At 69.2% G+C, this 20,789-nt stretch carries 23 protein-coding genes; 6 read left to right on the top strand and 17 right to left on the bottom strand.

What is annotated here, in order from left to right:
- Positions 1 to 9 precede the first annotated feature (9 nt).
- From HNR51_RS03575 to HNR51_RS03555, 5 genes are all read right to left on the bottom strand, one after another.
- Positions 10 to 711 (bottom strand): OmpW/AlkL family protein, encoded by a 702-nt coding sequence (locus tag HNR51_RS03575; protein ID WP_182553972.1) that lies wholly within the window; start codon positions 709 to 711, stop codon positions 10 to 12.
- A gap of 301 nt (positions 712 to 1,012) precedes the next feature.
- Positions 1,013 to 2,452 (bottom strand): short-chain fatty acid transporter, encoded by a 1,440-nt coding sequence (locus HNR51_RS03570; protein WP_012454200.1) that lies wholly within the window; start codon positions 2,450 to 2,452, stop codon positions 1,013 to 1,015.
- A 140-nt stretch (positions 2,453 to 2,592) separates the two neighbouring features.
- Positions 2,593 to 3,267 carry a metallophosphoesterase family protein gene (locus HNR51_RS03565; protein ID WP_182553971.1) on the bottom strand — a complete coding sequence of 225 codons (675 nt, stop codon included), beginning with the start codon at positions 3,265 to 3,267 and terminating at the stop codon, positions 2,593 to 2,595.
- Positions 3,268 to 3,431: 164 nt separating this feature from the next.
- Entirely contained in the window at positions 3,432 to 6,056 is a 2,625-nt protein-coding gene (gene clpB, locus HNR51_RS03560) for an ATP-dependent chaperone ClpB (RefSeq protein ID WP_012454198.1), read from the bottom strand.
- 221 nt (positions 6,057 to 6,277) lie between these two features.
- On the bottom strand, positions 6,278 to 7,072 hold the full coding sequence (locus tag HNR51_RS03555; RefSeq protein ID WP_182553970.1) for an MOSC domain-containing protein: 795 nt from the start codon (positions 7,070 to 7,072) through the stop codon (positions 6,278 to 6,280).
- Between the two features lie 160 nt (positions 7,073 to 7,232).
- Between HNR51_RS03555 and HNR51_RS03550 the strand changes: the two genes are divergently transcribed.
- On the top strand, positions 7,233 to 8,012 hold the full coding sequence (locus HNR51_RS03550; protein WP_182553969.1) for an MOSC domain-containing protein: 780 nt from the start codon (positions 7,233 to 7,235) through the stop codon (positions 8,010 to 8,012).
- Positions 8,013 to 8,019: 7 nt separating this feature from the next.
- Here HNR51_RS03550 and HNR51_RS03545 read toward each other — a convergent pair whose 3' ends face one another.
- Together HNR51_RS03545 and HNR51_RS03540 are read right to left on the bottom strand one after the other, a co-directional pair.
- Entirely contained in the window at positions 8,020 to 8,259 is a 240-nt protein-coding gene (locus HNR51_RS03545; RefSeq protein ID WP_012454195.1) for a hypothetical protein, read from the bottom strand.
- 173 nt (positions 8,260 to 8,432) lie between these two features.
- Positions 8,433 to 9,809 (bottom strand): Fic family protein, encoded by a 1,377-nt coding sequence (locus HNR51_RS03540; RefSeq protein WP_239681408.1) that lies wholly within the window; start codon positions 9,807 to 9,809, stop codon positions 8,433 to 8,435.
- A gap of 218 nt (positions 9,810 to 10,027) precedes the next feature.
- Between HNR51_RS03540 and argB the strand changes: the two genes are divergently transcribed.
- The 3 genes from argB to HNR51_RS03525 all read left to right on the top strand — a co-directional run bounded on the left by argB (position 10,028) and on the right by HNR51_RS03525 (position 12,176).
- Complete coding sequence (argB, locus tag HNR51_RS03535) at positions 10,028 to 10,924, top strand: acetylglutamate kinase (protein ID WP_152277043.1); 897 nt, start codon at positions 10,028 to 10,030, stop codon at positions 10,922 to 10,924.
- Between the two features lie 89 nt (positions 10,925 to 11,013).
- A complete protein-coding gene (locus HNR51_RS03530; RefSeq protein WP_012454192.1) occupies positions 11,014 to 11,745 on the top strand; it encodes a pyrimidine 5'-nucleotidase in 732 nt (243 codons plus the stop codon).
- Positions 11,742 to 12,176: a metallopeptidase family protein gene (locus HNR51_RS03525; protein ID WP_141951405.1), complete on the top strand. Its 435-nt coding sequence runs from the start codon at positions 11,742 to 11,744 to the stop codon at positions 12,174 to 12,176. Before HNR51_RS03530 ends, HNR51_RS03525 begins: the two co-directional genes overlap by 4 nt.
- A 10-nt stretch (positions 12,177 to 12,186) precedes the next feature.
- Here HNR51_RS03525 and HNR51_RS03520 read toward each other — a convergent pair whose 3' ends face one another.
- The 5 genes from HNR51_RS03520 to HNR51_RS03500 all read right to left on the bottom strand — a co-directional run bounded on the left by HNR51_RS03520 (position 12,187) and on the right by HNR51_RS03500 (position 16,216).
- The gene (locus HNR51_RS03520) at positions 12,187 to 13,419 is read right to left on the bottom strand and encodes a peptide ABC transporter permease (RefSeq protein WP_152277040.1); all 1,233 of its coding nucleotides are present in this window, start codon (positions 13,417 to 13,419) and stop codon (positions 12,187 to 12,189) included.
- Between the two features lie 129 nt (positions 13,420 to 13,548).
- Entirely contained in the window at positions 13,549 to 14,079 is a 531-nt protein-coding gene (locus HNR51_RS03515) for a DUF2937 family protein (protein WP_182553968.1), read from the bottom strand.
- Positions 14,080 to 14,239: 160 nt separating this feature from the next.
- Positions 14,240 to 14,506 carry a hypothetical protein gene (locus HNR51_RS03510; protein WP_182553967.1) on the bottom strand — a complete coding sequence of 89 codons (267 nt, stop codon included), beginning with the start codon at positions 14,504 to 14,506 and terminating at the stop codon, positions 14,240 to 14,242.
- 10 nt (positions 14,507 to 14,516) lie between these two features.
- Complete coding sequence (locus HNR51_RS03505) at positions 14,517 to 15,524, bottom strand: WD40 repeat domain-containing protein (RefSeq protein WP_012454187.1); 1,008 nt, start codon at positions 15,522 to 15,524, stop codon at positions 14,517 to 14,519.
- A gap of 17 nt (positions 15,525 to 15,541) precedes the next feature.
- Positions 15,542 to 16,216, bottom strand: coding sequence for a YoaK family protein (locus HNR51_RS03500; protein ID WP_041371976.1), 675 nt, complete (start codon positions 16,214 to 16,216; stop codon positions 15,542 to 15,544).
- Between the two features lie 267 nt (positions 16,217 to 16,483).
- Here HNR51_RS03500 and HNR51_RS03495 point away from each other — a divergent pair, with 267 nt between their 5' ends.
- Both HNR51_RS03495 and HNR51_RS03490 read left to right on the top strand, forming a co-directional pair.
- Positions 16,484 to 16,903 (top strand): response regulator, encoded by a 420-nt coding sequence (locus HNR51_RS03495; protein WP_012454185.1) that lies wholly within the window; start codon positions 16,484 to 16,486, stop codon positions 16,901 to 16,903.
- A gap of 34 nt (positions 16,904 to 16,937) precedes the next feature.
- Positions 16,938 to 17,297: a photosystem reaction center subunit H gene (locus HNR51_RS03490; protein ID WP_141951400.1), complete on the top strand. Its 360-nt coding sequence runs from the start codon at positions 16,938 to 16,940 to the stop codon at positions 17,295 to 17,297.
- A gap of 6 nt (positions 17,298 to 17,303) precedes the next feature.
- On the opposite strand, the gene bioD is transcribed toward HNR51_RS03490, so the two are convergent.
- The 5 genes from bioD to HNR51_RS03465 form a co-directional block, all read right to left on the bottom strand.
- Positions 17,304 to 17,981, bottom strand: coding sequence for a dethiobiotin synthase (bioD, locus tag HNR51_RS03485; protein WP_182553966.1), 678 nt, complete (start codon positions 17,979 to 17,981; stop codon positions 17,304 to 17,306).
- Between the two features lie 47 nt (positions 17,982 to 18,028).
- Complete coding sequence (locus tag HNR51_RS03480) at positions 18,029 to 18,802, bottom strand: ferredoxin--NADP reductase (protein WP_152277035.1); 774 nt, start codon at positions 18,800 to 18,802, stop codon at positions 18,029 to 18,031.
- 170 nt (positions 18,803 to 18,972) lie between these two features.
- Positions 18,973 to 19,905, bottom strand: a complete 933-nt coding sequence (locus HNR51_RS03475; protein ID WP_182553965.1) for a ring-cleaving dioxygenase — start codon at positions 19,903 to 19,905, stop codon at positions 18,973 to 18,975.
- Between the two features lie 81 nt (positions 19,906 to 19,986).
- Positions 19,987 to 20,394, bottom strand: a complete 408-nt coding sequence (locus HNR51_RS03470) for a type II toxin-antitoxin system HicB family antitoxin (RefSeq protein WP_141951398.1) — start codon at positions 20,392 to 20,394, stop codon at positions 19,987 to 19,989.
- A 37-nt stretch (positions 20,395 to 20,431) separates the two neighbouring features.
- Positions 20,432 to 20,635 carry a type II toxin-antitoxin system HicA family toxin gene (locus tag HNR51_RS03465; protein ID WP_141951397.1) on the bottom strand — a complete coding sequence of 68 codons (204 nt, stop codon included), beginning with the start codon at positions 20,633 to 20,635 and terminating at the stop codon, positions 20,432 to 20,434.
- Positions 20,636 to 20,789: the final 154 nt, after the last annotated feature.

Raw genomic sequence — 20,789 nt, 5'->3', positions numbered from 1 at the left:
CGGTGCGGCTCAGAACTTGTAGGTGATGCCGCCGCCGAAGATCCACGGATCGAGATCGACCCGGCCGCGAACCGCGCCCGCATTCAGCTTCACCTTCGTGTCGAGGAAGAGCTTCTTCACGTCGAGGTTGAGGCCCCAATGCGCGTCGAGCATGTAGTCGAAACCGGCCTGTAGCGCGGGCGCGACGCTGTTCGACAGGCGCAGGCTGGTGAAGCCGCCCCGCGCCTGCTCGTGGAAGAAGATCGAGTAGTTCACGCCCGCGCCGAGATAGGGCTTGAACGGTCCGAATCCGTCGAAATGGTATTGCAGGGTGAGCGTCGGCGGCAGGAGCCAGGTGTTGCCGATGCGGGCGCCGGAGAGGCTGCCGTCGCCCTTGATGCCGTGCCGGGTCACACCGAGGATGAGCTCGGCGGCGATGTTCTTCGTGAAGAAGTACGAGATGTCGAGTTCGGGGACCACCGTATCGGAGATGTCGACGCGGGCGCCCGCGAGCGGCGCACCGCCCGCCGACAGGCGCGCCCCCTCATCGGGCATCACGCCGAGCACGCGCAGACGCACCATCCAGGGCGACCACTGTACCGGAACGTAGGCGGACGCCTCGGGCCCCTCGGGTCGAACGGGCAGGTCGGCGGCGCGGGCGATGGACAGGGGAGCGCAAAGGGCGGCGGCCACAGCGAGGGCGGCGATCCCCTTGGATGCGAAGATGGACATGGAAGGCGTCGATCCGGACATTCGTGATGCGGGCGCCGGCAGGCCGGCCCGCCCATCAACCGATCGTGCCCCCGAGCGTCCTTGATCCGAATCAAACGGCTAAGCTTGCCTCGGCGGGCAGGCCGTCGCATCGAGCGGTGTCGCTTTCCGCCACGGACCCCGTTCGCCGGCCTCTCGACCCAGCCCGCGGCGGCTGAGGCGATCGATCTCATTCCGAAGCCTGCGCCGGACCGCGAGAAGGCCGCGGCCCCCGGCCTCGCCGCCCTGGGCGGCCCAGTACCGGGCCGCCCCTCGGGTCACGTCACCCCGGCAGGACCGGCGGGTGATATTCGAGCGTGAAGGCCAGCGCCCAGAGCAGGAACAGCACCACCGGCAGGTGGACGATGAGCTGGAGGAAGCTGAAGCCGACGATGTCGCGCGCCTTCAACCCCAAAATGCCGAGCAGCGGCAGCATGAAGAACGGGTTGATGAGGTTCGGGAGCGCCTCGGCCGCGTTGTAGACCTGCACCGCCCAGCCGAGATGCACCTTCAGCTCGTTGGCCGCCTGCATCACGTAGGGCGCCTCCAGCAGCCACTTGCCGCCGCCCGAGGGAATGAAGAAGCCGAGCAGCGCCGAGTAGACGCCCATGGCGAGCGGGAAGGACCCTTGCGTGTTCAGGGCCACGAAAGCGTGGGCGATCACGTCCGACAGGCTGTGCCCGGCGGCGTTCTTGGCGCCGGTCAGGATCGCGGCGATGGCGGCGTAGAACGGGAACTGGATCAGGATGCCGGCGGTGGCCGGCACCGCCTTGGCCAGCGCGTTGAGAAAGCGCTTCGGCCGCCAGTGCAGCACGAAGCCCGCCATCAGGAACAGGAAGTTGTAGGTGTTGAGGTTGGAGATCGCGATCATCCAGTCCTGGCGCGCGAATTCCTGGATCAGCCAGCCGGCGGCGAGCAGGCCGATGAGGATCGTCAGAACCGGGGCGTGCTCCAGCCACTCGCCGGGCTGCTTGGGCGGGGCGACGCTGTCCTCCGCCTTCGCGACATCGACGCCGAGATCCTGCGCCGTCACCGCCGTGTCGCGCCCCGGCGCGGAGGCGAGCGCGATCAGCGCCGACATCACCACGAGGATGGCGGCGATCAGGATCGACTGCCACAGGAAGATCGTCTCGCTGAACGGAATCACGCCGGTGATCGGCAACAGGCCCGGCGGCAGGCTTTTCGGGTTCGCCTGAAGCTGCGCGGCGGAGGAGGACAGGCCCATCGCCCAGGTGGCGCCGAGGCCGAGATAGGCGGCGGCACCGGCCGCGCGATAGTCCATCCGCAGCTCGGTTCGGCGGGCCAGCGCGCGGGCGAGCAGGCCGCCGAAGATCAGGCTCAGGCCCCAGCTCAGGAGCGAGGAGATCATGGTGGCGAGCGCCACGAAGCCGATGGCGCCGCGCCCGGTCTTGGGCACCAGGGCCATCCGGTCGATCAGCGCCTGGACCGGCCCGGAGGTCGCCACCACGTAGCCGCCGATGGTGACGAAGACCATCTGCATGGTGAACGGGATCAGGCTCCAGAAGCCATCGCCAAAGCTCTTCGTCACGGCCTGGACCGGCGCGCCGTTGATGAGGGCGGCGGCGGCCACGATCACGACGGCGATGGCCACGAAGACGAAGGCGTCGGGAAACCACTTCTCCGCCCAGTCGGTGAAGCGGAGCGCGAGGCGGGCCATCGCCCGCTCCTCGGTCCGGTTGCGGGGCTCTGCGGGCGCATCCATGGACGTCGTCTCCTGATCCGCAGCGCGAGCGGCCGCGGTTATCCCCGTTAGACGGGGAGCCGCGGCCGGGTTCAAGCGGCTCCGGTGACGAAACCTTCGCGCTCACAGAAATCGGGCGCGGCCCTCGCGGCCAGCGCCGTTCAGCCGGCCGTCTCCCGCAGGAACTCCAGGGCCGGCCCCTGCGCGTCCGAAAACACGCCCGCGGTCAGCGCGTTGCCGTAGACCGCCCCCGTGTCGAGATTGGTGCGGAAGCGTCGGCAATCCGGGCCGCCGCGGGTCTGCGGGGTGTGGCCGTGGACGACGTGGCGGCCGAAATCGCAGTCTTCGGACAGGAACGGCTCGCGGATCCAGAGCCGGTTGTGCGGATCCGGATCCGGCACCTCCGCCTCCGGGCGGAAGCCGGCATGGACGTACCAGCGCTGCGCGTCCTCGTGCAGGGTCGGCAGGGCCTCGATCCAGTCGAGCACCTCGCCGGGTAGTTCCTCCGGCCCCGAAACGCCGAAGGACGCCAGCGTTTCGGCCCCGCCGTTATAGACCCAATGGTCGAGGGCACCGGGTTCGCGCAGGCTCTTGAGCAGCATCTCCTCGTGATTGCCCATCAGGCAGACCACGTCCTCGGGCGCGCGCCATTGCAGGCGGCGCAGGATTTCGATCACCCGCGCGCTGTCGGGTCCGCGGTCGATATAGTCGCCGAGGAACACGAGCCTTTTCGCGCGCCCGGCGGCGTGGCTTTCGATGCGCTCCAGCAGGCGGTCGAGCAGGTCGGCGCAGCCGTGGATGTCGCCGATGGCGTAGGTGATCGTCTCGGCGCTCATCCGCCCGTTGTCGGCGGGATCTTGATGCGACGCAAGGCGAAGCGGGAAACCGTCTCGTCAGCGTTGAAACACGTCCGAATAAGACTTCCGCAGCAGCGGCTCCGAACACGAGATGCGAAAAACCCCGGCGCGGTCTCCCGCGCCGGGGCTCGTTCGTTGACGGATCAGTTCAGCAGCACCCCCGCCGGCCGGCGCTCGGCGGCGACGTCGCCGATCATCAGCCCCGCGGGGCCGACCCGAACCGGCACCGTCTCGCCGTCGTGGATCACCCCGGAGAGGATCGCCTCGGCGAGGGGATCCTGCACGTTCTTCTGGATCACCCGCTTCAGCGGCCGCGCCCCGTAGGCCGGGTCGTAGCCCTTGTCGGCGAGCCAGGTGCGGGCCTCGTCGTCCACGTCGAGGGAGATCTTGCGATCTTCCAGGAGCTTGGCGAGACGCCCGAGCTGGATGTCGACGATCGCGCCCATCTCCGACCGCGCGAGGCGGTGGAACAGGATGATCTCGTCGACCCGGTTCAGGAACTCGGGCCGGAAGTGGCTCCGCACCACGCCCATCACCTCGTCGCGCACCGCATCGGTGTCCTGGCCGGCCGGCTGGTTCACCAGATATTCGGCGCCCAGGTTCGAGGTCATGATGAGCAGCGTGTTGCGGAAATCGACCGTCCGCCCCTGCCCGTCCGTCAGCCGCCCGTCGTCGAGCACCTGCAGCAGGACGTTGAACACGTCCGGATGCGCCTTCTCGACCTCGTCGAACAGCACGACCTGATAGGGCCGGCGCCGCACCGCCTCGGTCAGCGCCCCGCCCTCCTCGTAGCCGACATAGCCCGGAGGCGCGCCGATGAGACGGGCCACCGCGTGCTTCTCCATGTACTCGGACATGTCGATGCGCACGAGCGCCGTGTCATCGTCGAACAGGAAGCCGGCGAGCGCCTTGGTCAGCTCGGTCTTGCCGACGCCCGTCGGCCCGAGGAACATGAACGAGCCGATCGGCCGGTTCGGGTCCTGCAGGCCGGCCCGCGCCCGGCGGACCGCGGTCGAGACCGCCTCCACCGCCTCGCGCTGGCCGACGACGCGCTTTCCGAGCGCCTCCTCCATCGCGAGCAGCTTCTCGCGCTCACCCTCCAGCATCTTGTCCACCGGCACGCCGGTCCAGCGGGAGACGACGCCCGCGATATGGGCCGGCGTAACCGCCTCCTCGACCATGCCGTCGCGGGCCACCGCGCTCTCGGCCGCAGCCTCGATCTCGGCGAGCTGCTTCTCCAGACCCGGGATGACGCCGTAGGCGAGTTCGCCCGCGCGCTGATACTGGCCCTGGCGCTGCGCCGAGGCGAGTTCGTTGCGCGCCTCGTCGAGCTTCTTCTTCAGCTCGGCGGCGGCGCCCAGCTTGTCCTTCTCGGCCTTCCAGCGGGCCGTGATGGTGGCGGACTGCTCCTCGAGATCGGCGAGTTCCTTCTCCAGGCGCTGGAGCCGGTCGCGGGAGGCGGAATCCGTCTCCTTCTTCAGCGCCTCGCCCTCGATCTTCAGCCGCACGATCTCGCGGTCGACGTTGTCGAGTTCCTCGGGCTTCGAATCGACCTGCATGCGCAGGCGCGAGCCCGCCTCGTCGACGAGGTCGATCGCCTTGTCGGGCAGGAAGCGGTCGGTGATGTAGCGGTTCGACAGGGTCGCCGCCGCGACGAGCGCGCTGTCCTGGATGCGCACGCCGTGGTGCTGCTCGTACTTCTCCTTGATGCCGCGCAGGATCGAGACCGTGTCCTCGACGGTGGGCTCGGACACGAAGACGGGCTGGAAGCGGCGGGCGAGCGCCGCATCCTTCTCGACATGCTTGCGGTACTCGTCGAGCGTGGTCGCGCCGACGCAGTGCAGCTCGCCGCGGGCGAGCGCGGGCTTGAGGAGGTTCGAGGCGTCCATGGCGCCATCCGCCTTGCCGGCGCCGACCAGCGTGTGCATCTCGTCGATGAACAGGATGATCTGGCCTTCCGCCGCGGTCACCTCGGAGAGCACGCCCTTCAGCCGCTCCTCGAACTCGCCGCGGTACTTCGCGCCGGCGATCAGCGCGCCCATGTCGAGCGCCAGGAGGTTCTTCTCCTTGAGGGATTCCGGCACGTCGCCGTTGACGATGCGCAGGGCCAGCCCCTCGACGATGGCGGTCTTGCCGACGCCGGGCTCGCCGATCAGCACCGGGTTGTTCTTGGTGCGCCGCGACAGCACCTGGATCGTGCGACGGATCTCCTCGTCGCGGCCGATCACCGGATCGAGCTTGCCCTCGCGGGCCGCCTCGGTGAGGTCGCGGGCATATTTCTTCAGCGCGTCGTAGGCGTTCTCGGCCGATGCGTTGTCGGCGGTGCGGCCCTTGCGCAGCGCGTTGATCGCCGCGTTGAGCGAGGCCGCGGTGACGCCCGCCGCGGTCAGAATGCGGCCGCCCTCCGAATCCTTCTCGACGGCGAAGGCGAGCAGCAGGCGCTCGACGGTGACGTAGGAATCGCCCGCCTTCTCGGCGGCCTGCTCCGCGGTGTCGAACAGACGCACGAGTTCGCGCGTCGCCTGCGGCTGCGCGGCGTTGCCCGAGACCTTCGGCTGCTTGGCGAGCCACTGCTCGACCTGCGCATGCGCGACCCGCGACTGGCCGCCGGCCCGGTCGATGAGACCGGCGCAGAGCCCCTCGGGATCGTCGAGCAGGACTTTCAGAAGATGGCCGGGCGCGAGCTGCGGGTTGCCCTCGCGGACGGCGAGATTCTGCGCGGCCTGGACGAAGCCCCTGGCGCGCTCTGTGTATTTTTCAAAATTCATGCGTGTTGCCCTTCCCCGGACCGGATGGGTCATCCGCCCGCTCGCGCGGCACGAAGCCCCCGATGCGTTGCCCCGCGGGGTCTGCCCCGCCGGGACACCGGCGCTGTCTCGAGAGCCGCCGGCAGGGCTGAATTGGGTGTTGCGTTTACGTAACACAAGGGGTGAGGGCGGCCGAAACGCGCGCAGGGCGAGCCCGCGGATCGGCCCGAGCGGGCCGGCGGTCAGGCGGCATCTTCGGTCCCCGTCGGCACCGCCATCCGGTCGCCGACGGCGATGGCGCCGTCGGCGAGCACTTCGAGGTAGATGCCGAGATCGACATGGCCGAAATTGCGCTTGAGCGCCTTCGGCAGGTTGGTGTCCCGCGCGGCCGTCTCCGGGTTCACGTCAACAGCGGCGCAGCGGGGCGTGCGGGCGAGGCCCCGAAGCCGCAGGGATCCGATCGTCACCTCCCGATCCACCCAATCCATTTCCGCCCACGGCTCCAGCCCGTCGATGTAGATGTTGGCGCGGAAGCGCAGCGGGTGGATCGGTTGGCCCGTCCGTTCCTCCAGGGCGCGGACTGAGGCGAGATTGATGAGCGAGACCGCCCGCATGAAGGCCGGCGAGATCACGCTGCCGTCGGTGAACTTGTGGCCGGCGGCCCGCACGAGGCGCGGCCGCCCCTTGGCCGCCGGGCCGACATAGCTCTCGAAGAAATCCTCGACCGCCTCGCGCCCCGTCTCGCTCGTCAGATCCTCGGTCAGCACGGCCTCCCCGTCTTGGATCACCGTGAGCTGCCCGCTTTCGGGGTCGAACCGCGTCGAGAGTGCCGCCAGCACCTCGTTGCTGCGCAGCATCAGGAAGAAGCCCTTGTCGAGGGGTTCCGGGTTCTGCGGATCGAACTCCGTCGTTCCGAGCGCGAGGGCGTATTCCCGGTCGAAGGCGAGACCGGACGCGCGGGCCAGCGTCAGTGCCGGAAGCGGCTCGGCCGAGAGGCCCTTGACCGGATATCTGTAGAGCGCGGTGACCTCGGCCATCTGTCCTCATCCTCTCGCTCGAGCCGTTGCCCGAGCCTTTGCCCGAGGCGGCAGGCTGACCGAGACCCTGCCGGAGGACCATGCGGAATTCTCCGTAGATGCGGCGCGTCGCCGGCCGGCCCGGTTGCAAACCCCGCGGGGCCGGGCATAGCGGTGAGGGATGAGCCAGAGCCCCGCCCTCCGCATCGCCGCCCTCTACCGCTATCCCGTGAAGGGGCTCTCGCCCGAGGCGCTGGAGACGGCGGAGCTGGACACCAGCGGCTACTTCCCCGGCGACCGGCTCTACGCCATCGAGAACGGCCCCTCCGGCTTCAACGAGACCGTGCCGCGCCACCTGCCCAAGGTCGCCTACCTGATGCTGATGCGCAACGAGGCGCTTGCGCGGCTGCGCACCCGGTTCGACGACGCCACGCACCGCCTGACCGTGGAGGAGAACGGCGCGCTCGCCGTGGAGGCGGATCTGAGCACGGCCGAGGGGCGCGACGCGCTCGCCGGCTTCATGAAGGAATTCTTGCCGCACGAGCTGCGCGGCGCGCCGCGCGTGCTCACGGCGCCGCCCGGCTACCGTTTCACCGACTCGCGCACCGGCTACGTCTCGCTGATCAACCGGGCGAGCGTGGCGGCGACCGAGGATCTCGTCGGCGCTCCCGTCGATCCCCTGCGCTTTCGCGGCAACCTCTATCTCGACGGGCTGGAGCCCTGGGCCGAGCTCGGCATGGTCGGCCGCGTCTTGGAGGCGGAGGGCGGCGTCCGGCTGAAGATCACCAGCCGGACCGTGCGGTGCGCCGCCACGAATGTCGACCCGCGGACGGGCCAGCGCGACCTTTCGATCCCGAAAGCCCTGATGGACGGCCTCGGCCACGCCGATTGCGGCGTCTACGCCGAGGTTCTGGCCGGCGGCCCCCTGCGGGCCGGCGACGGCCTGCGGGTGATCGGCTGAGGCCGATTCAGCGCGCCCGGGATCCGCGCTGGCGGGACTGGGCGCGGGCGGTGAGCCAGAGCGGCTCGGGCTCGGCGCAGGGCAGGAGCGCGGCCACCGCATCGAGATCGACGGCGTAGGTCTCGGTGAGCCGCCGCCAGACCTCCGCCGAGGAGTCCGCCCCCTGGCCCAGGCGCTCGACCACGCGGGCGAGGAGACCGGGATGAGTGAGACTCGGTCGCGGAGTCACCAGATCGGCATTCAGCATGGTCGGCCCCCTCGGTTCACCCTGGGGATGATTGGTCGTAATGGTTAATGGCCGCTTAAACGGCAACTCGAAGACTTGGATGAAAAGCCACGGCGATCATCGGCGGGATATCACGTCGGGTCCTTCGGGACCGAAGTAAGTCCCCGCCGAACCGGATCACTTGCCCAACCGGATCACTTGCCGAACCGGAACGCGGGAGGCTCCGGCGCCTCGATCCAGTGATCCGCGAACAGGTTCGGGAAAAGTCTGTCCCGATAGTCGAGCGGAAAGGCCACGCGCACCGCCGATTTGGGAGTACGGGATTTCAGGAACCCTTCAGCGACCAATCGCGATACGGTCGTTCGAGCCGTCCGTTCCGAGGTCTGCAAGACGAGGGCCGCCTGTCCTCGCTCGATCTCTCCGAATCGCAACACCGTGGAAATGAGTTCGCCGGACCGCGCGTCATGGCCAAGATCCGCGAGCAATCTGCGGTAGCGTTCCGCCAAGGCATCGAAACGAAAGGCGGCAGAGGTGAAACGGATTTGATCTAGGACCACCGACAGGAACCAGTTGCAGAAGTCGCGGAGGGCCGCCTCCGACAGGTTGCCGCGGCCATCACGTGATCCCTGACGCGGCATGTCTGCATGATCCATCATGCGCTTGTACTCGCCTCTGTCTCTCAAGCCGCGGGCGAGACCCCGGGACACCGACCAGAGACCGCCGCCTCCGATGCCGGCTCTCAGCGCCATCGCGTGGGAGACCAGACGGCTGACGCGTCCATTGCCGTCGATGAAGGGATGGATGAAGTTCAGCCGGTGATGGGCCGAGGCCATGGCGATCACGCGGATGCTCGGCCAGCCTTCCGCCATCTCAAACCGCTTGGCGAAATGCGCCATGAAGTTCGAGACGAGCGCCGACGAGGGCGGATGATGGCGCCCGACGGCCACGTCCTCCTCGTTTCGAGTTCGAAAACGGCCGGGCACGATCTCGATGGTCCGTCCGCCGGGCAGATCGGCCCGCCGAAACTCCGGCGGCATCGCCTCGTAGAAGCGCCGATGAACCCACAGGATGAACTCGGCCGATGTCGGCGACGGCAATGCACCGGCACGATGCAGTCCGTCGATTTCGCGCTGGACCTGAACATGGGCGCGGGCCTCCAGGGCCAGCGGACGCCGCGCTTCGTCGACTTCCGCTCCGGCAAGGGCACGTTCGATGTCCTTGGGCCTCGTGTCGTGTCCCTCGATGAGATTCGAATAGTAGCAGTTCATGACCCGGACGAACTCGGCGAGCTCCGCCACCGAATCGGGATGCAGCGTCCGTCCGAGTTCAGACGCCGCCGAGTGAATCTCCACCGTCAGATCGGAGAGAGGCCGCGGGACGGCATCCTCGAAAAAGCAGGGCTCAATGCGAAACGGCGTCTCCAGAGCCTCAGTCATCCTGCCGATCCAAATGATCGCAAAACGTATTTCAGAGCTGTAACTTAACGCAAGAATCGCGGCAATCGTGCCGATCCTTGTTGCCGATCTGCGATGCCTGCGGTCGCCCACGACCGGACCGGCACCGATGGGCAAGCGCCAGACCCTCCCCGCACAGCAATCCCGTGAAGCACCCCGCACCGGAAGCCTCAGCATTCGCGCGCGGATCCCCGCGCTCACATGGCCGTCGGATGACGGATCCATGCAGACCATCGCGGGATCGCGCGTGCGCGGACTCTTCGCTCCGCACGAAGCCTGCGCTAGAAGCCCTGCCGAAGCCGCCTCCGACTCGAGAGAGAGCCAGGACGACCGCGATGACCGATCCGTTGCCGAACGTGCATGTGCGCGCCGAGATCCTGACCCAGGCCCTGCCGCACATGCAGCGCTACGACCAGGAGATCGTGGTCATCAAGTACGGCGGCCACGCCATGGGCGACCCGGCGGCGGCGGAGGATTTCGCCGAGGACATCGTGCTGCTCGAACAATCCGGTCTGAAACCGATCGTCGTGCACGGCGGCGGGCCGCAGATCGGCAAGATGCTGGCCCGGCTCGGCATCGAGTCGGAGTTCCGCGGCGGCCTGCGCGTCACCGACGAGGCCACCGTCGAGGTGGTCGAGATGGTGCTGGCCGGCTCGATCAACAAACAGATCGTCGGCTGGATCGCCGCCGAGGGCGGCCGTGCCATCGGCCTGTGCGGCAAGGACGGCAACATGGTCCGCGCCAAGCGCGCCCTGCGCACGGTCAAGGACCCCGACAGCAACATCGAGCAGGCGATCGACCTCGGCCTCGTCGGCGAGCCGGAGCATGTCGAGCGCGGCGTGCTCGATGCGGTGCTGAAGGCCGAGCTGATCCCGGTGCTCGCTCCCGTCGCCTACGGCGCGGACGGCAAGACCTACAACGTCAACGCCGACACCTTCGCCGGGGCCATCGCCGGGGCACTCCGGGCCAAGCGCCTCTTGCTGCTCACCGACGTGCCGGGCGTGCTCGACAAGGACAAGAACCTGATCCAGGAACTGTCCGTCGAGGATTGCCGGCGGCTGATCGCCGACGGCACCATCACGGGCGGCATGATCCCGAAGGTCGAGACCTGCATCTATGCCATCGAGCAGGGCGTGGAGGCGGTGGTCATCCTCAACGGCAAGGTGGCGCACGCCGCGCTGCTCGAGCTGTTCACCGATTTCGGTGCGGGCACGCTGATCCGTCGCACCTGACGGCGGCGCTTCCCTCACGCGCGCGAACACCTACATACGGGACAGGGCATCCCCGTCCCGTTTCTCCTGATCCAAGCGTCACCCTTCCCTTGCTGCTTCCCGGCGAGAGCCACTTCACCACCCCCGATTCCCGCGGATTCTCCGCCGTCGACACCTGGGTGTTCGACCTCGACAACACGCTCTATCCGAGCGACGCGCGGGTCTGGCCGCAGGTGGACGAGCGCATCACGCTCTACGTGATGCGGCTCTACGGGCTCGACGCGATCTCGGCCCGCGCCCTGCAGAAGCATTTCTACCACCGCTACGGCACCACGCTGAAGGCGCTGATGGTGGAGGAAGGGGTCGATCCGCACGACTTCCTCGATTTCGCCCACGACATCGACCATTCGACGATCAAGCTCGACGAATCCCTCGGCACCGCGATCGAGCACCTGCCGGGGCGCAAGCTGATCCTGACGAACGGCTCGCGCCGCCACGCCGAGCGGGTCGCGGACAAGCTCGGCATCCTCAACCATTTCGAGGACGTGTTCGACATCGCGGCGGCCGATTTCGTGCCGAAGCCCGACCGTGGCACCTACGAGCGCTTTCTCCTGCGCCACGGCGTCGATCCGCGGCGCTCGGCCCTGTTCGAGGACATCGCCCGCAACCTCGTGGTGCCGCACGACCTCGGCATGGCGACCGTGCTGGTGGTGCCGCAGACGCCCGACCCGTTCCGCGAATCCTTCGAGCAGGAGGCGGTGAAGGAGGCGCATATCGACCACATCACCAGCGACCTGGCCGCCTTCCTGAAGCGTTGCGTGCTGCCGGTCGCCGCGCCGTGAGCGCTCCGGCCGAGACGATCTGGGCCGGAACCAAGGCCCCGAGCCTCGCCGAGATCGAGGCGCTGGCCGATGCCGCCTTCGCAGCCCTGCCCGAGGAATTCCGCACCCTCTGCGCCGGCCTGCGCATCCACGTCGACGACTTCCCCGACGAGGAGACCCTGACGGAGATGGGCTGCGAGTCGGAATTCGACCTGCTCGGCCTGTTTCGCGGCGTCGGGCTGGCGCAGTCCGGCGAGGTCGTCTCGGGGCAGATGCCCAACGCCGTCTGGCTCTACCGCCGGCCGCTGCTCGACTACTGGGCCGAGCACGACGAGACGCTGGGCCATCTCGTCACCCATGTTCTCGTCCACGAGATCGGCCACCATTTCGGCCTCTCCGACGACGACATGGCCGGCATCGAGGCGGCGGCCGACCCCCTCGAGACGCCGTAGGCCTGAGGCTTCAGCCCCGGGCGGGCAGGCGCGGGATCAGTCCGACCTTGGGCCGGCGGGAGCGGAACTGTCCGCGCTCGATCGCCACGAAGGTGAGGATCGCCATGGAGAGGGTGGTGAGCCACCAGATCGTGACGAGACCGACGCCGACGCAGCCGATGGCGAAGGCGGTGGCGAAAGCCGCCATGGCGCAGGGCGCCAGCACCGTGGCATCGCGGCCGGCGCGGTGGATCGCGCCGTAGAGGGCGAAGGCCGCGGCGAAGGCACCGACGACGCCGAGCTCGTACCACAACTCGAACAGCATCGTGGTCGGCGCATTGATCGGCAGGATGCCGAAGATCCGTCCGCGCAGGGCGGTTTCGAGGCCGTGGCCGGTCACGAGGCGCACCGGCTCCAGGGTGACGACCTTCTGCCACGCCTTGAGGGCCAGCACGCCGGGCGCCACCGGCCCGAACAGGGCGACACCGATGGGACGCGCCAGGAACGGCAGCAGCGGAGCGACCACGAGCAGGCCCGCGGCGGCGATCGCCGTGACCCGCACGCCGAGCGACAGGCGCCAATGGGTCAGGGCGAAGGCGAGCGCCCCGACGGCCAGCGCGAACAGGGCGGTGACGCCCGGCGCCAGCAGCAGCGCGCCTGCAACGAGCACGACCACGACGAGGGATCCGATGTCGCGGCGGCGCGAGCGCAGCCACGCCACGGCGGGCCAAGCGAGCAGCGCCAGCAGCACGGCCCCGCGCTCCAGGGCGCTGTCGCCGTCGGGGTTGTCCTTGAGCATCGCGTCGCCGACGAGGTTGATCAGGATCGCGACGATGGCGGCGGCGGCGACGCCCAGCGGCAGCAGGTAGAGGTTGGCCGAACGCATCCGGTCGGGCAGCGCGAGATAGGCCAGCAGCGTCATCACCACGGTGGCGATGAGGTTGGCCAGCCGCTCGCTGGCCGGACCGGGGAACGGCGTCCAGACCAGGGACAGGGCCGACCAGAACACCACCAGCATGCCCGCCAGGAAGGACGGAGCCGTCAGCAGCCGCCGGACGGCCGGCCAGACGGCGCGCTGGTGCTGATCGATGGCGCTCGCGGTGATCAGCAGGACGACGGCGATGGGCGCGAGCACCACGGTGGCGCGGCGCGAGACCTGCGCGGCCACCGGGAGCACCACGAACAGGCCGAAGAAGCCGATGCGGCGCAGCAGGGCTGCCGCGTCGAGGGCGGGATCGACCGTCGTGGTGGGGGGACGCGGCATGATCGAGGGGGAGACCGGATCCGGCGCCCCTGCGGGTTGCGGGCGCGTGCCTACACCTAGTGCAGGCGGGAGGGCCGGGCTGTAGAGGCGCTGCAACACCTCAGCCCGCGCAGCAACGCGAAATTTGCATCAAACTGGCGTGGTCTCGGGCTGCGCACGCCGACGGCGGCGGGCGAGATGGCGGCCGACATCGCTGGTGACGCGCCAGCCGCCCCAGGCGGCGAGGAAGCCGAGCAGGCCGGCGACGAGGCCGTCCGCGGTGGTCGGCACCGCCGGCTGGTAGTCGCGGTAGGTGGCGCGGGCGATGCCCATATCAGGATCGCGGACGATCACGCTGAGGCGCCCGAGCGGGCTCGCGGCGGTGTCGAGTGCGAGCTTCTGCGCCTCCAGCCGCTTCAGCCGCTCGACGTCGGTTCGGGCCGATTCACCGCGCCGGGCGATGAAGGCGTCCGGATTGGTGCGCAGCAGCGTCAGCGCCTCCTCCCGGCTGCGGCCGGTGGCCTGGGCGTCGGCATCGAGGGAGGCGATGGAGCGGCGCAGCTCGTCCAGCGCCCCGCCGAGGCGCTGCGTGTATTGCTGCGCGAATTCCGGCGCCTGTGCGGCGATGACCGCCGCGAACAGTCCGAAGGCGAGGCCGAGTGTGCGGACGACACGGAACACCAAGCGTTCTCCTTCGATGGCGCCTCCCGGTTTGTAGGGCGGTCCGCGCGCGCTGCGAGGGCTTCAGGGCATCATCCCGGACGGTGGGGCGTTCGGAAGAAGATGGCGCAGAAACAAAAGCCCGGACCATCGTGCTGGATCCGATATCCCGCACGATGGTCTAGGGCCGATCCCGCTCGAAAGCCGCCGCCACATCCGCCTCGCTCAAGGCGTCGAGCGCCCCGGCAATCTTCACCGCCTGCGTCTTCTCGCCGGGCGGGAAGAGCAGGACCACCGTCTCGGTGCCGGGACAGGACGGGTCGGTGCAGACGATCTCGCTCACCGTCATCGCCGTGTCCGGCCCGTAGCCGCCCGCCTCCCGGATCCACGTCTCGACGCGCCGCCGGGCGGCGGCGTCGGGTTTTCTCGCGCGTCCGAACAGGGCCATCGCGCGACGGTCAGGCCGGCAGGGTGAGCAGCCCGGCCTGACCGTCGGCGCAGCCGAAGGCGAGGCGCCCGCCGGTGGCGTCCCAGGCCAGCGCCGAGATCGCGCTGCCCTTGACCGCCGGACGCACCAGCAGCTCGGAGGCGTCGGTGAAGCGCACCAGCAGCACGCAGCCGTCCTCGTAGCCGATCGCCAGGACCGGCGCCTTGGGGTGGAACGCCACCCGCGAGACTCGCGCCGGCCGCACGCCGCATTCCCGCGGCGCCTTGCCGGTGGGGCCCTCCTTCGAGTCGAACGGCCAGACGATGGCGGCCTCGGCGCCGCTGGTGGCGAGCCACTTGCCGTCCGCCGACCACGAGAGGGAGCGCACCTTGGCGGGATAACCCGACATCCGCATATGGCCGCGGTCGGGCTGGAGGCGCCAGCCGTGGAGCGCGTTCTCCTGCATGGTCGAGACGACGAAGCGGCCGTCGGGCGACCACGTCACGTCGAGATGCGAGCCCTTCCACTCGATGAATTCAGGCGGCGTCTCGAGGTTCGGATACCAGAGGCTGACGCCGTTATAGTGGGCCACCGCCAGCCGGTAGCCCTTCGGCGCGAAGGCCAGCCCCCGGCCGGTGGAGGGCGCCGCAAACGTCTTCTCCCGGCCCTTGGCGTCGCGGGCGACGACAGTCCGGCCGGAGGCGAAGGCAACCGAGCCGTCGGCGTGGAGCGCGAGGGCATCGATCCAGCCGCCGCCCTTAGCCCGGGCCAGCTCGCTCGACCGGCCGTCCGCCTCGGTCGCAACGATGCGGCCGTCATCGCCCCCGCTCACCAGCCGGGTGCCGTCGCCGGCCGCGACGAGGATGCCGCTATCGGGATGGGCCGCCACGGTCTCGGTTGCACCGTCGCGGGCGAGGAGCACGCCGCCGTCGGCGAGCGCCAGGGCCAGCGTCCCCTTCAGCCAATGGGCGGCGGTGACATGGGCGCCGGCCGCGATGGCGGCGACGTGGTCGGTGAGGGAGGGAGCGGAGACGCTCATGCCGGAGGGGACTTCCTTCAGATCTTGGTCAGCGTCACCGGCGCGTGCCGGGTGACCAGGGTGTACAGGCTCGCGGCCACACATAGCCCGGCCGTGACGCCAGCGGGAATCGCCAGGGCCGCGATCCCGAGATGTGCGTGGGCGAGCGTGCCCGCAACCGCCCCGACGAGGAGCGCGAGCCAGACCGAGCCGTCGCCGACCCAGCCGAACCGCGGCCCCCGCCCCGCGAGCGCCAGCGCCGCCTTCTGCCCGAACGCGAACAGCGCCCCGGTGACGAAGGTGGTGCCGGCGCGAAAGCCCTGGACATGGGCGAGCACCGCGTTCTGCCCGCCCATGGCGAGCGCCAGGAACAGCGAGGCCACGCCGACATGGGCGTGCTCGGCCGCCAGGGCGACGGCGGCGGTGAGGGCGACGGCCTCCAGGCCGAGCACGCTGGGGGTGACCCAGCGGGGCGGGCACAGGGCCGCGATGGCGCCGCCCGAGACCGCGCCGATGAGGAAGGCTCCGATCAGGAGCGCCGGCAGGACGGCGCCGAGCGGCTCGCCGTGGCCGAGGGCGACCGCGAGCTGGGTCGTGTTCCCGCTCATGAGCGAGGTGTAGAGGCCGCCGAGCCGGATGAAGCCGAGCGCGTCCACGAATCCGGCGAGCGCCGTGAGCACGACGCCGAAGCCGATCTGCCAAGGTCGGGTCACAGGGTAGGCACGGTCGTTAAGGCGCTCTTCGAAGGGCGGGCCGGGGCCTGCGCGAAAGACGGCCTCGTCCGACAAGACTTGAGAGGCGTCACCGCCTCCTGCCCGGCGGAAAGCAGTTCCCGCACCATACCGTCAAGGTTAACCAATCGGTTACCAAATACGCGCAAATCGAAGCAATCACGGTGAACGCGGCCCTTCACGGCCCCGTTGGTCCGGCGATCCGCAAGCTCGACTGTTGTTCGAGCACGGGTGAGTTGGAGTTCTGCCATGATCCCCTTCGCTTGCGCCCCCGCCGCCCTGCCCCCGTTCTCCCTGGCGCCCCACGCCGACACGATCCTCGTGGTCGAGGACGAGTCCTTCGTCTGCGAGCTGGCCGCCGAGGCCCTGCTCGACGAGGGCTACCGGGTGCTGACCGCGGCCGATGCGGAGGAGGCGGAGGCGATCCTGTCGAGCGAGCAGGTCGACCTGCTCTTCACCGATATCGATCTGGCCCGCAACACGAACGGCATCGCGCTCGCCCGCAGCGCCCGGCGCAGCCTGCCGCGCCTGCCGGTGGTCTACACCTCCGGCGGCCGCGACGGCCTCTCGCCCGCCGAGGCGGTGAACGAGTCGGTGTTCATGCCCAAGCCCTACCGCGCCGCGCAGCTCGTGGCCGTCACCAACGACCTGCTGCGCCACCGCGGCTGACCTTCCACCAGCCCCAAACCGACGAGACGTGACGATGCGTCGCCTGATCGCCTGCGCCTTCCTGATGCTCGCCGCGATGCCGGCAGCCCGAGCCGAATGCGATGTCGAGGATACCGGGCTCGAACCGGCCATCGCGGCGAAGAAAGAGCTTCAAGAGCCCAAGAACGCGCAGATCGTCCGCGACCTGCGCAACCTGCGCGACGCCGCGATCGTGCTCGATTCCTACGGCTTCCCGGACGAGTGCAAGCGCCTCGTTTCGATCGTGAAGGGGCTGGCCGCCAAGCCCGACGACACGATCAAGCGCAGCAGCGACACCGACGAGGAGAAGGCCGAGGAGATTCAGGAATCCCGCGAGCCGAAGGCGCCGAAGGAGCGCGGCGGCTCCGGGCGGTAAGCGGCCTCAGCCGAGAACGGGGAGGTTTTCCGGAAACGCCCCTCCCCGCGTCAGGCAGCCGACCGGCACGCCGGCATGCCGCGCGATCTGCCCGGCCACCGTCTCGACGGAGGTCGGCGCCTCCGGGCTTTCGCTGACCACGATGCCGGTGAGCGGGACGTCATGCGCCCGCAACGTCTCGACCGCCGTCAGCGCGTGGCTGATGGCGCCGAGATAGCTGCCGGAGACGAGCAGCGCCGGGATCTTTTGAGATTTGAGCCAGTCGAGGCCGGTGGCCGCCTCGGTGATCGGGCTCATCAGACCGCCCACGCCTTCGATCACCACGGTCTCGCCCGCATCGGCCTCGGCCAGACGCGCCCGGCACCAGTCCACGAGCTCGGTGAGGGAGAGGCTGCGTCCCTCGCGGGCGGCGGCGAGGTCGGGCGCCAGCGGCGCGGCGAAGCGCCAGGGCGAGCAGGCCGCCACCGTCTCCGGCGTCACAGCGAGGCCCTGCGCGGCCAGCAGCCGGCCGGTGTCGCTCTCGGCGAAATCGGGATGGTCGAGGGGGGGAACGCCGCTCGCGAGCGGCTTGAGGGCCCGCACCCGCCGGCCCTGCGCGCGCAGCCGGCGGACGAGGGCGGCGGTGGTGTAGGTCTTGCCGATCTCGGTGCCGGCGCCGACGACGAACAGGGCGGGCAGGGACATGGTGTGCGAGCCGGGCAGGGCCGAAGGGCGGGCGACCGCCCCTCGCCTCACTTCTCGACGAAGGCCTTCTCAATCACGTAGTGGGCCGCCTCGCCGTGGTTGCCCTCCTCGTAGCCGAGGCCGGTGAGCATCTCGCGGGTGTCCTTGATCATCTCCGGCGAGCCGCACAGCATGAAGCGGTCGTTCTCGATCGACATGGAGGGAAGGCCGATATCCTCGAACAGCTTGCCCGAGACCATCAGGTCGGTGATCCGGCCGCGGTTGCGGAACGGCTCGCGGGTGACGGTCGGGTAGTAGATGAGCTGGTTGGCGATCATCTCGCCCAGGAACTCGTGCTTCGGCAGTGTCTCGGTGATGGTCTCGCCATAAGCCAGCTCCTGCACTTGGCGGCAGCCGTGGACCAGCACGACCTTCTCGAACCGGTCGTAGGTCTCCGGATCCTTGATGATCGACAGGAAGGGCGCGAGCCCCGTGCCGGTCCCGAGCAGGTAGAGGTGACGGCCCGGCAGGAGGTTGTCGAGCACCAGCGTCCCGGTCGGCTTCTTGCCGATCATGATCGGGTCGCCGACCTTGAGGTGCTGCAGCTTCGAGGTGAGCGGGCCGTTCGGCACCTTGATCGAGAAGAACTCCAGCTCCTCCTCGTAATTGGCCGAGACGACCGAGTAGGCGCGCAGGAGCGGCCGGCCCTCGACCTCGATGCCGATCATCGTGAACTCGCCGTTGCGGAAGCGGAACGAGGGGTCGCGGGTCGTGCGGAAGGAGAAGAGCGTGTCGGTCCAGTGGTGGACGGAGAGAACGCGCTCCTCGTTGTACTTGCTCATCGGCCGCAGGTTTCCCGATTCTCGAAAGCGTCGAAACGGCGCTCTTCTCGCAGTCGCAGCATCCGCGTCAAGACGCAGAGCTGCCACAGCGCACGGAATGTGACTTTGTCTGGAACTGTTCTTGAAGCCGGTGCATGCCTGCCCCGGCAAGAGCGCATCCCCGGACGAACCTAGAGCGGCTTCAGTCCCGCCTCGATCTCGGCCCGGCGCGGTTCGAGGAAGGGCGGCAGGGCGAGGCGATCGCCGAGCGTTTCCATCGGTTCGTCGGTGGCGAAGCCCGGCCCGTCGGTGGCGATCTCGAACAGGATCCCGTTGGGCTCACGGAAATACAGGCTGCGGAAATAGTAGCGGTCCACCGGTCCGCTGGAGGGAACGCGCCGCTGCTTGAGCCGGTCGGCCCAGGCCTCGTAATCGGCATCCGGGATACGGAAGGCGACGTGGTGGACGGCGCCCGCGCCCTGACGCGCCTGCGGTCCCGTCCCCTTGAGAAGCTGGACTTCCGCGGCAGGACCGCCCGCCCCGGTCTCGAAGACGCTCACCTCGCCCTCCGGCAGCTCGAAGGTCCGGGCGCGGCGGAAGCCGAGGATCTGCGTCAGCACGGCCTCGGTCCGCTCGGGCTGCGAGACCGTGAGGCGGATCGGGCCGAGGCCGCGGATCTGGTGCTCGGGCGGCACGGGGCTGCCGTCCCAGGGATGCGCTTCTCCGGCCCCGCCGTCATCGACGAGGCTGAGGCGCTGGCCCTCGCCGTCCTCGAAATCGAGGGTGAGGCGGCCGTCCCGCTCGATCGCCGGATGGTGGTTCACCCCCTGGCGGCCGAAATGCTCGCGCCACCAATCGAAGCTCGCCGCCCCGCCCACACGCAGCAGCGTGCGCGAGATGCTGTCCGTGCCGCGCCGCTCGGCCGGCGCCGGCCAGTCGAAGAAGGTGATGTCGGTGCCGGGCGAGGCGCGGCCGTCGGCGTAGAACAGGTGGTAGGCCGAGACGTCGTCCTGATTGACGGTCTTCTTGACGAGCCGGAGCCCCAGCACGCGGGTGTAGAAGGCGAGGTTGTCGGCCGCCTGCGCCGTGATGGCGGTGACGTGGTGGAGTCCGGTGAGCTGCATCGCTTGAGGCCTCGCGCGGAAAGCGGGTTCGGCCTCCAGATAGGAGTTCCGGGCGCGAGCCCAAGGCGTCGGCGGCGCAGGTCAGGCCACTGAGGAGGTCAGCCGTGCCTTGGCGGCCTGGGCCAGGAAACCGGATCGGCTCTCGCCCGCGGCCTCGGCCGCGCGGTCGATGCGCTTGAGCAGACTTTCCTCCACCGAAATGTTCACCCGCACGGCGCGCCCCGGCAGATCGACCTCGATCAGGCCGACCATCGCGTCCCGGCTGTCCTCGACGAAGACCGGATCGACGCGCAGCTCGTCGAGGGAACGCGCCCGCGGCACCGGCTCACCGTCCTCGACTAAGCCGCCGACATGGAAGGCCAGCATCTCGGCAGCCTTGCGGTAGAGTTCATCGAGATCGTCGGCGCCTGTCGTCGCGCCGGGAAAGTCCGGGAAGGACGCACCGTAATTGCCGGCCCCGCCGTGTATCAGCATGACGACCCGCGTCATCGGCTTCTCTCTCGCGCTCTTCTGAAAAGCCCCGCTCTCACCATTCCCAGCCCGCCTGCCGGTAGATGCTGCGGAGCGTGCCCAGAGCCTGCTCCCGACGCCCCGTGTCCAGCGTCACCCGTCCCGGCTTCGTCGGATGCTTGTACTGGACATGGTCACCCGGCCCCTTGCGGGCAACGATCCAACCCTCTTGACGCAGTCGGGCTATGAGACCGCGCGTTTCCTTGTTGCGATATGACACGAGAGGGCTCCGACAGCCGGCTGTCCCGCCGCCCCGAAACAGCGTCCCTCCCAATGTCGATCTCTCCGGATCGTGTCGCAGGGATATCAGCCCCCGAAACAACCCGCAATCGAAAGATACACAACCATACACACCACCGGGAGCCCGACCTCAT

This window comes from Methylorubrum thiocyanatum (assembly GCA_014138645.1).
Taxonomy (GTDB): Bacteria; Pseudomonadota; Alphaproteobacteria; order Rhizobiales; family Beijerinckiaceae; genus Methylobacterium; species Methylobacterium thiocyanatum.
Note: the sequence above shows the minus strand (reverse complement) of the source record. Positions and strands in the feature narration are given on the sequence as shown.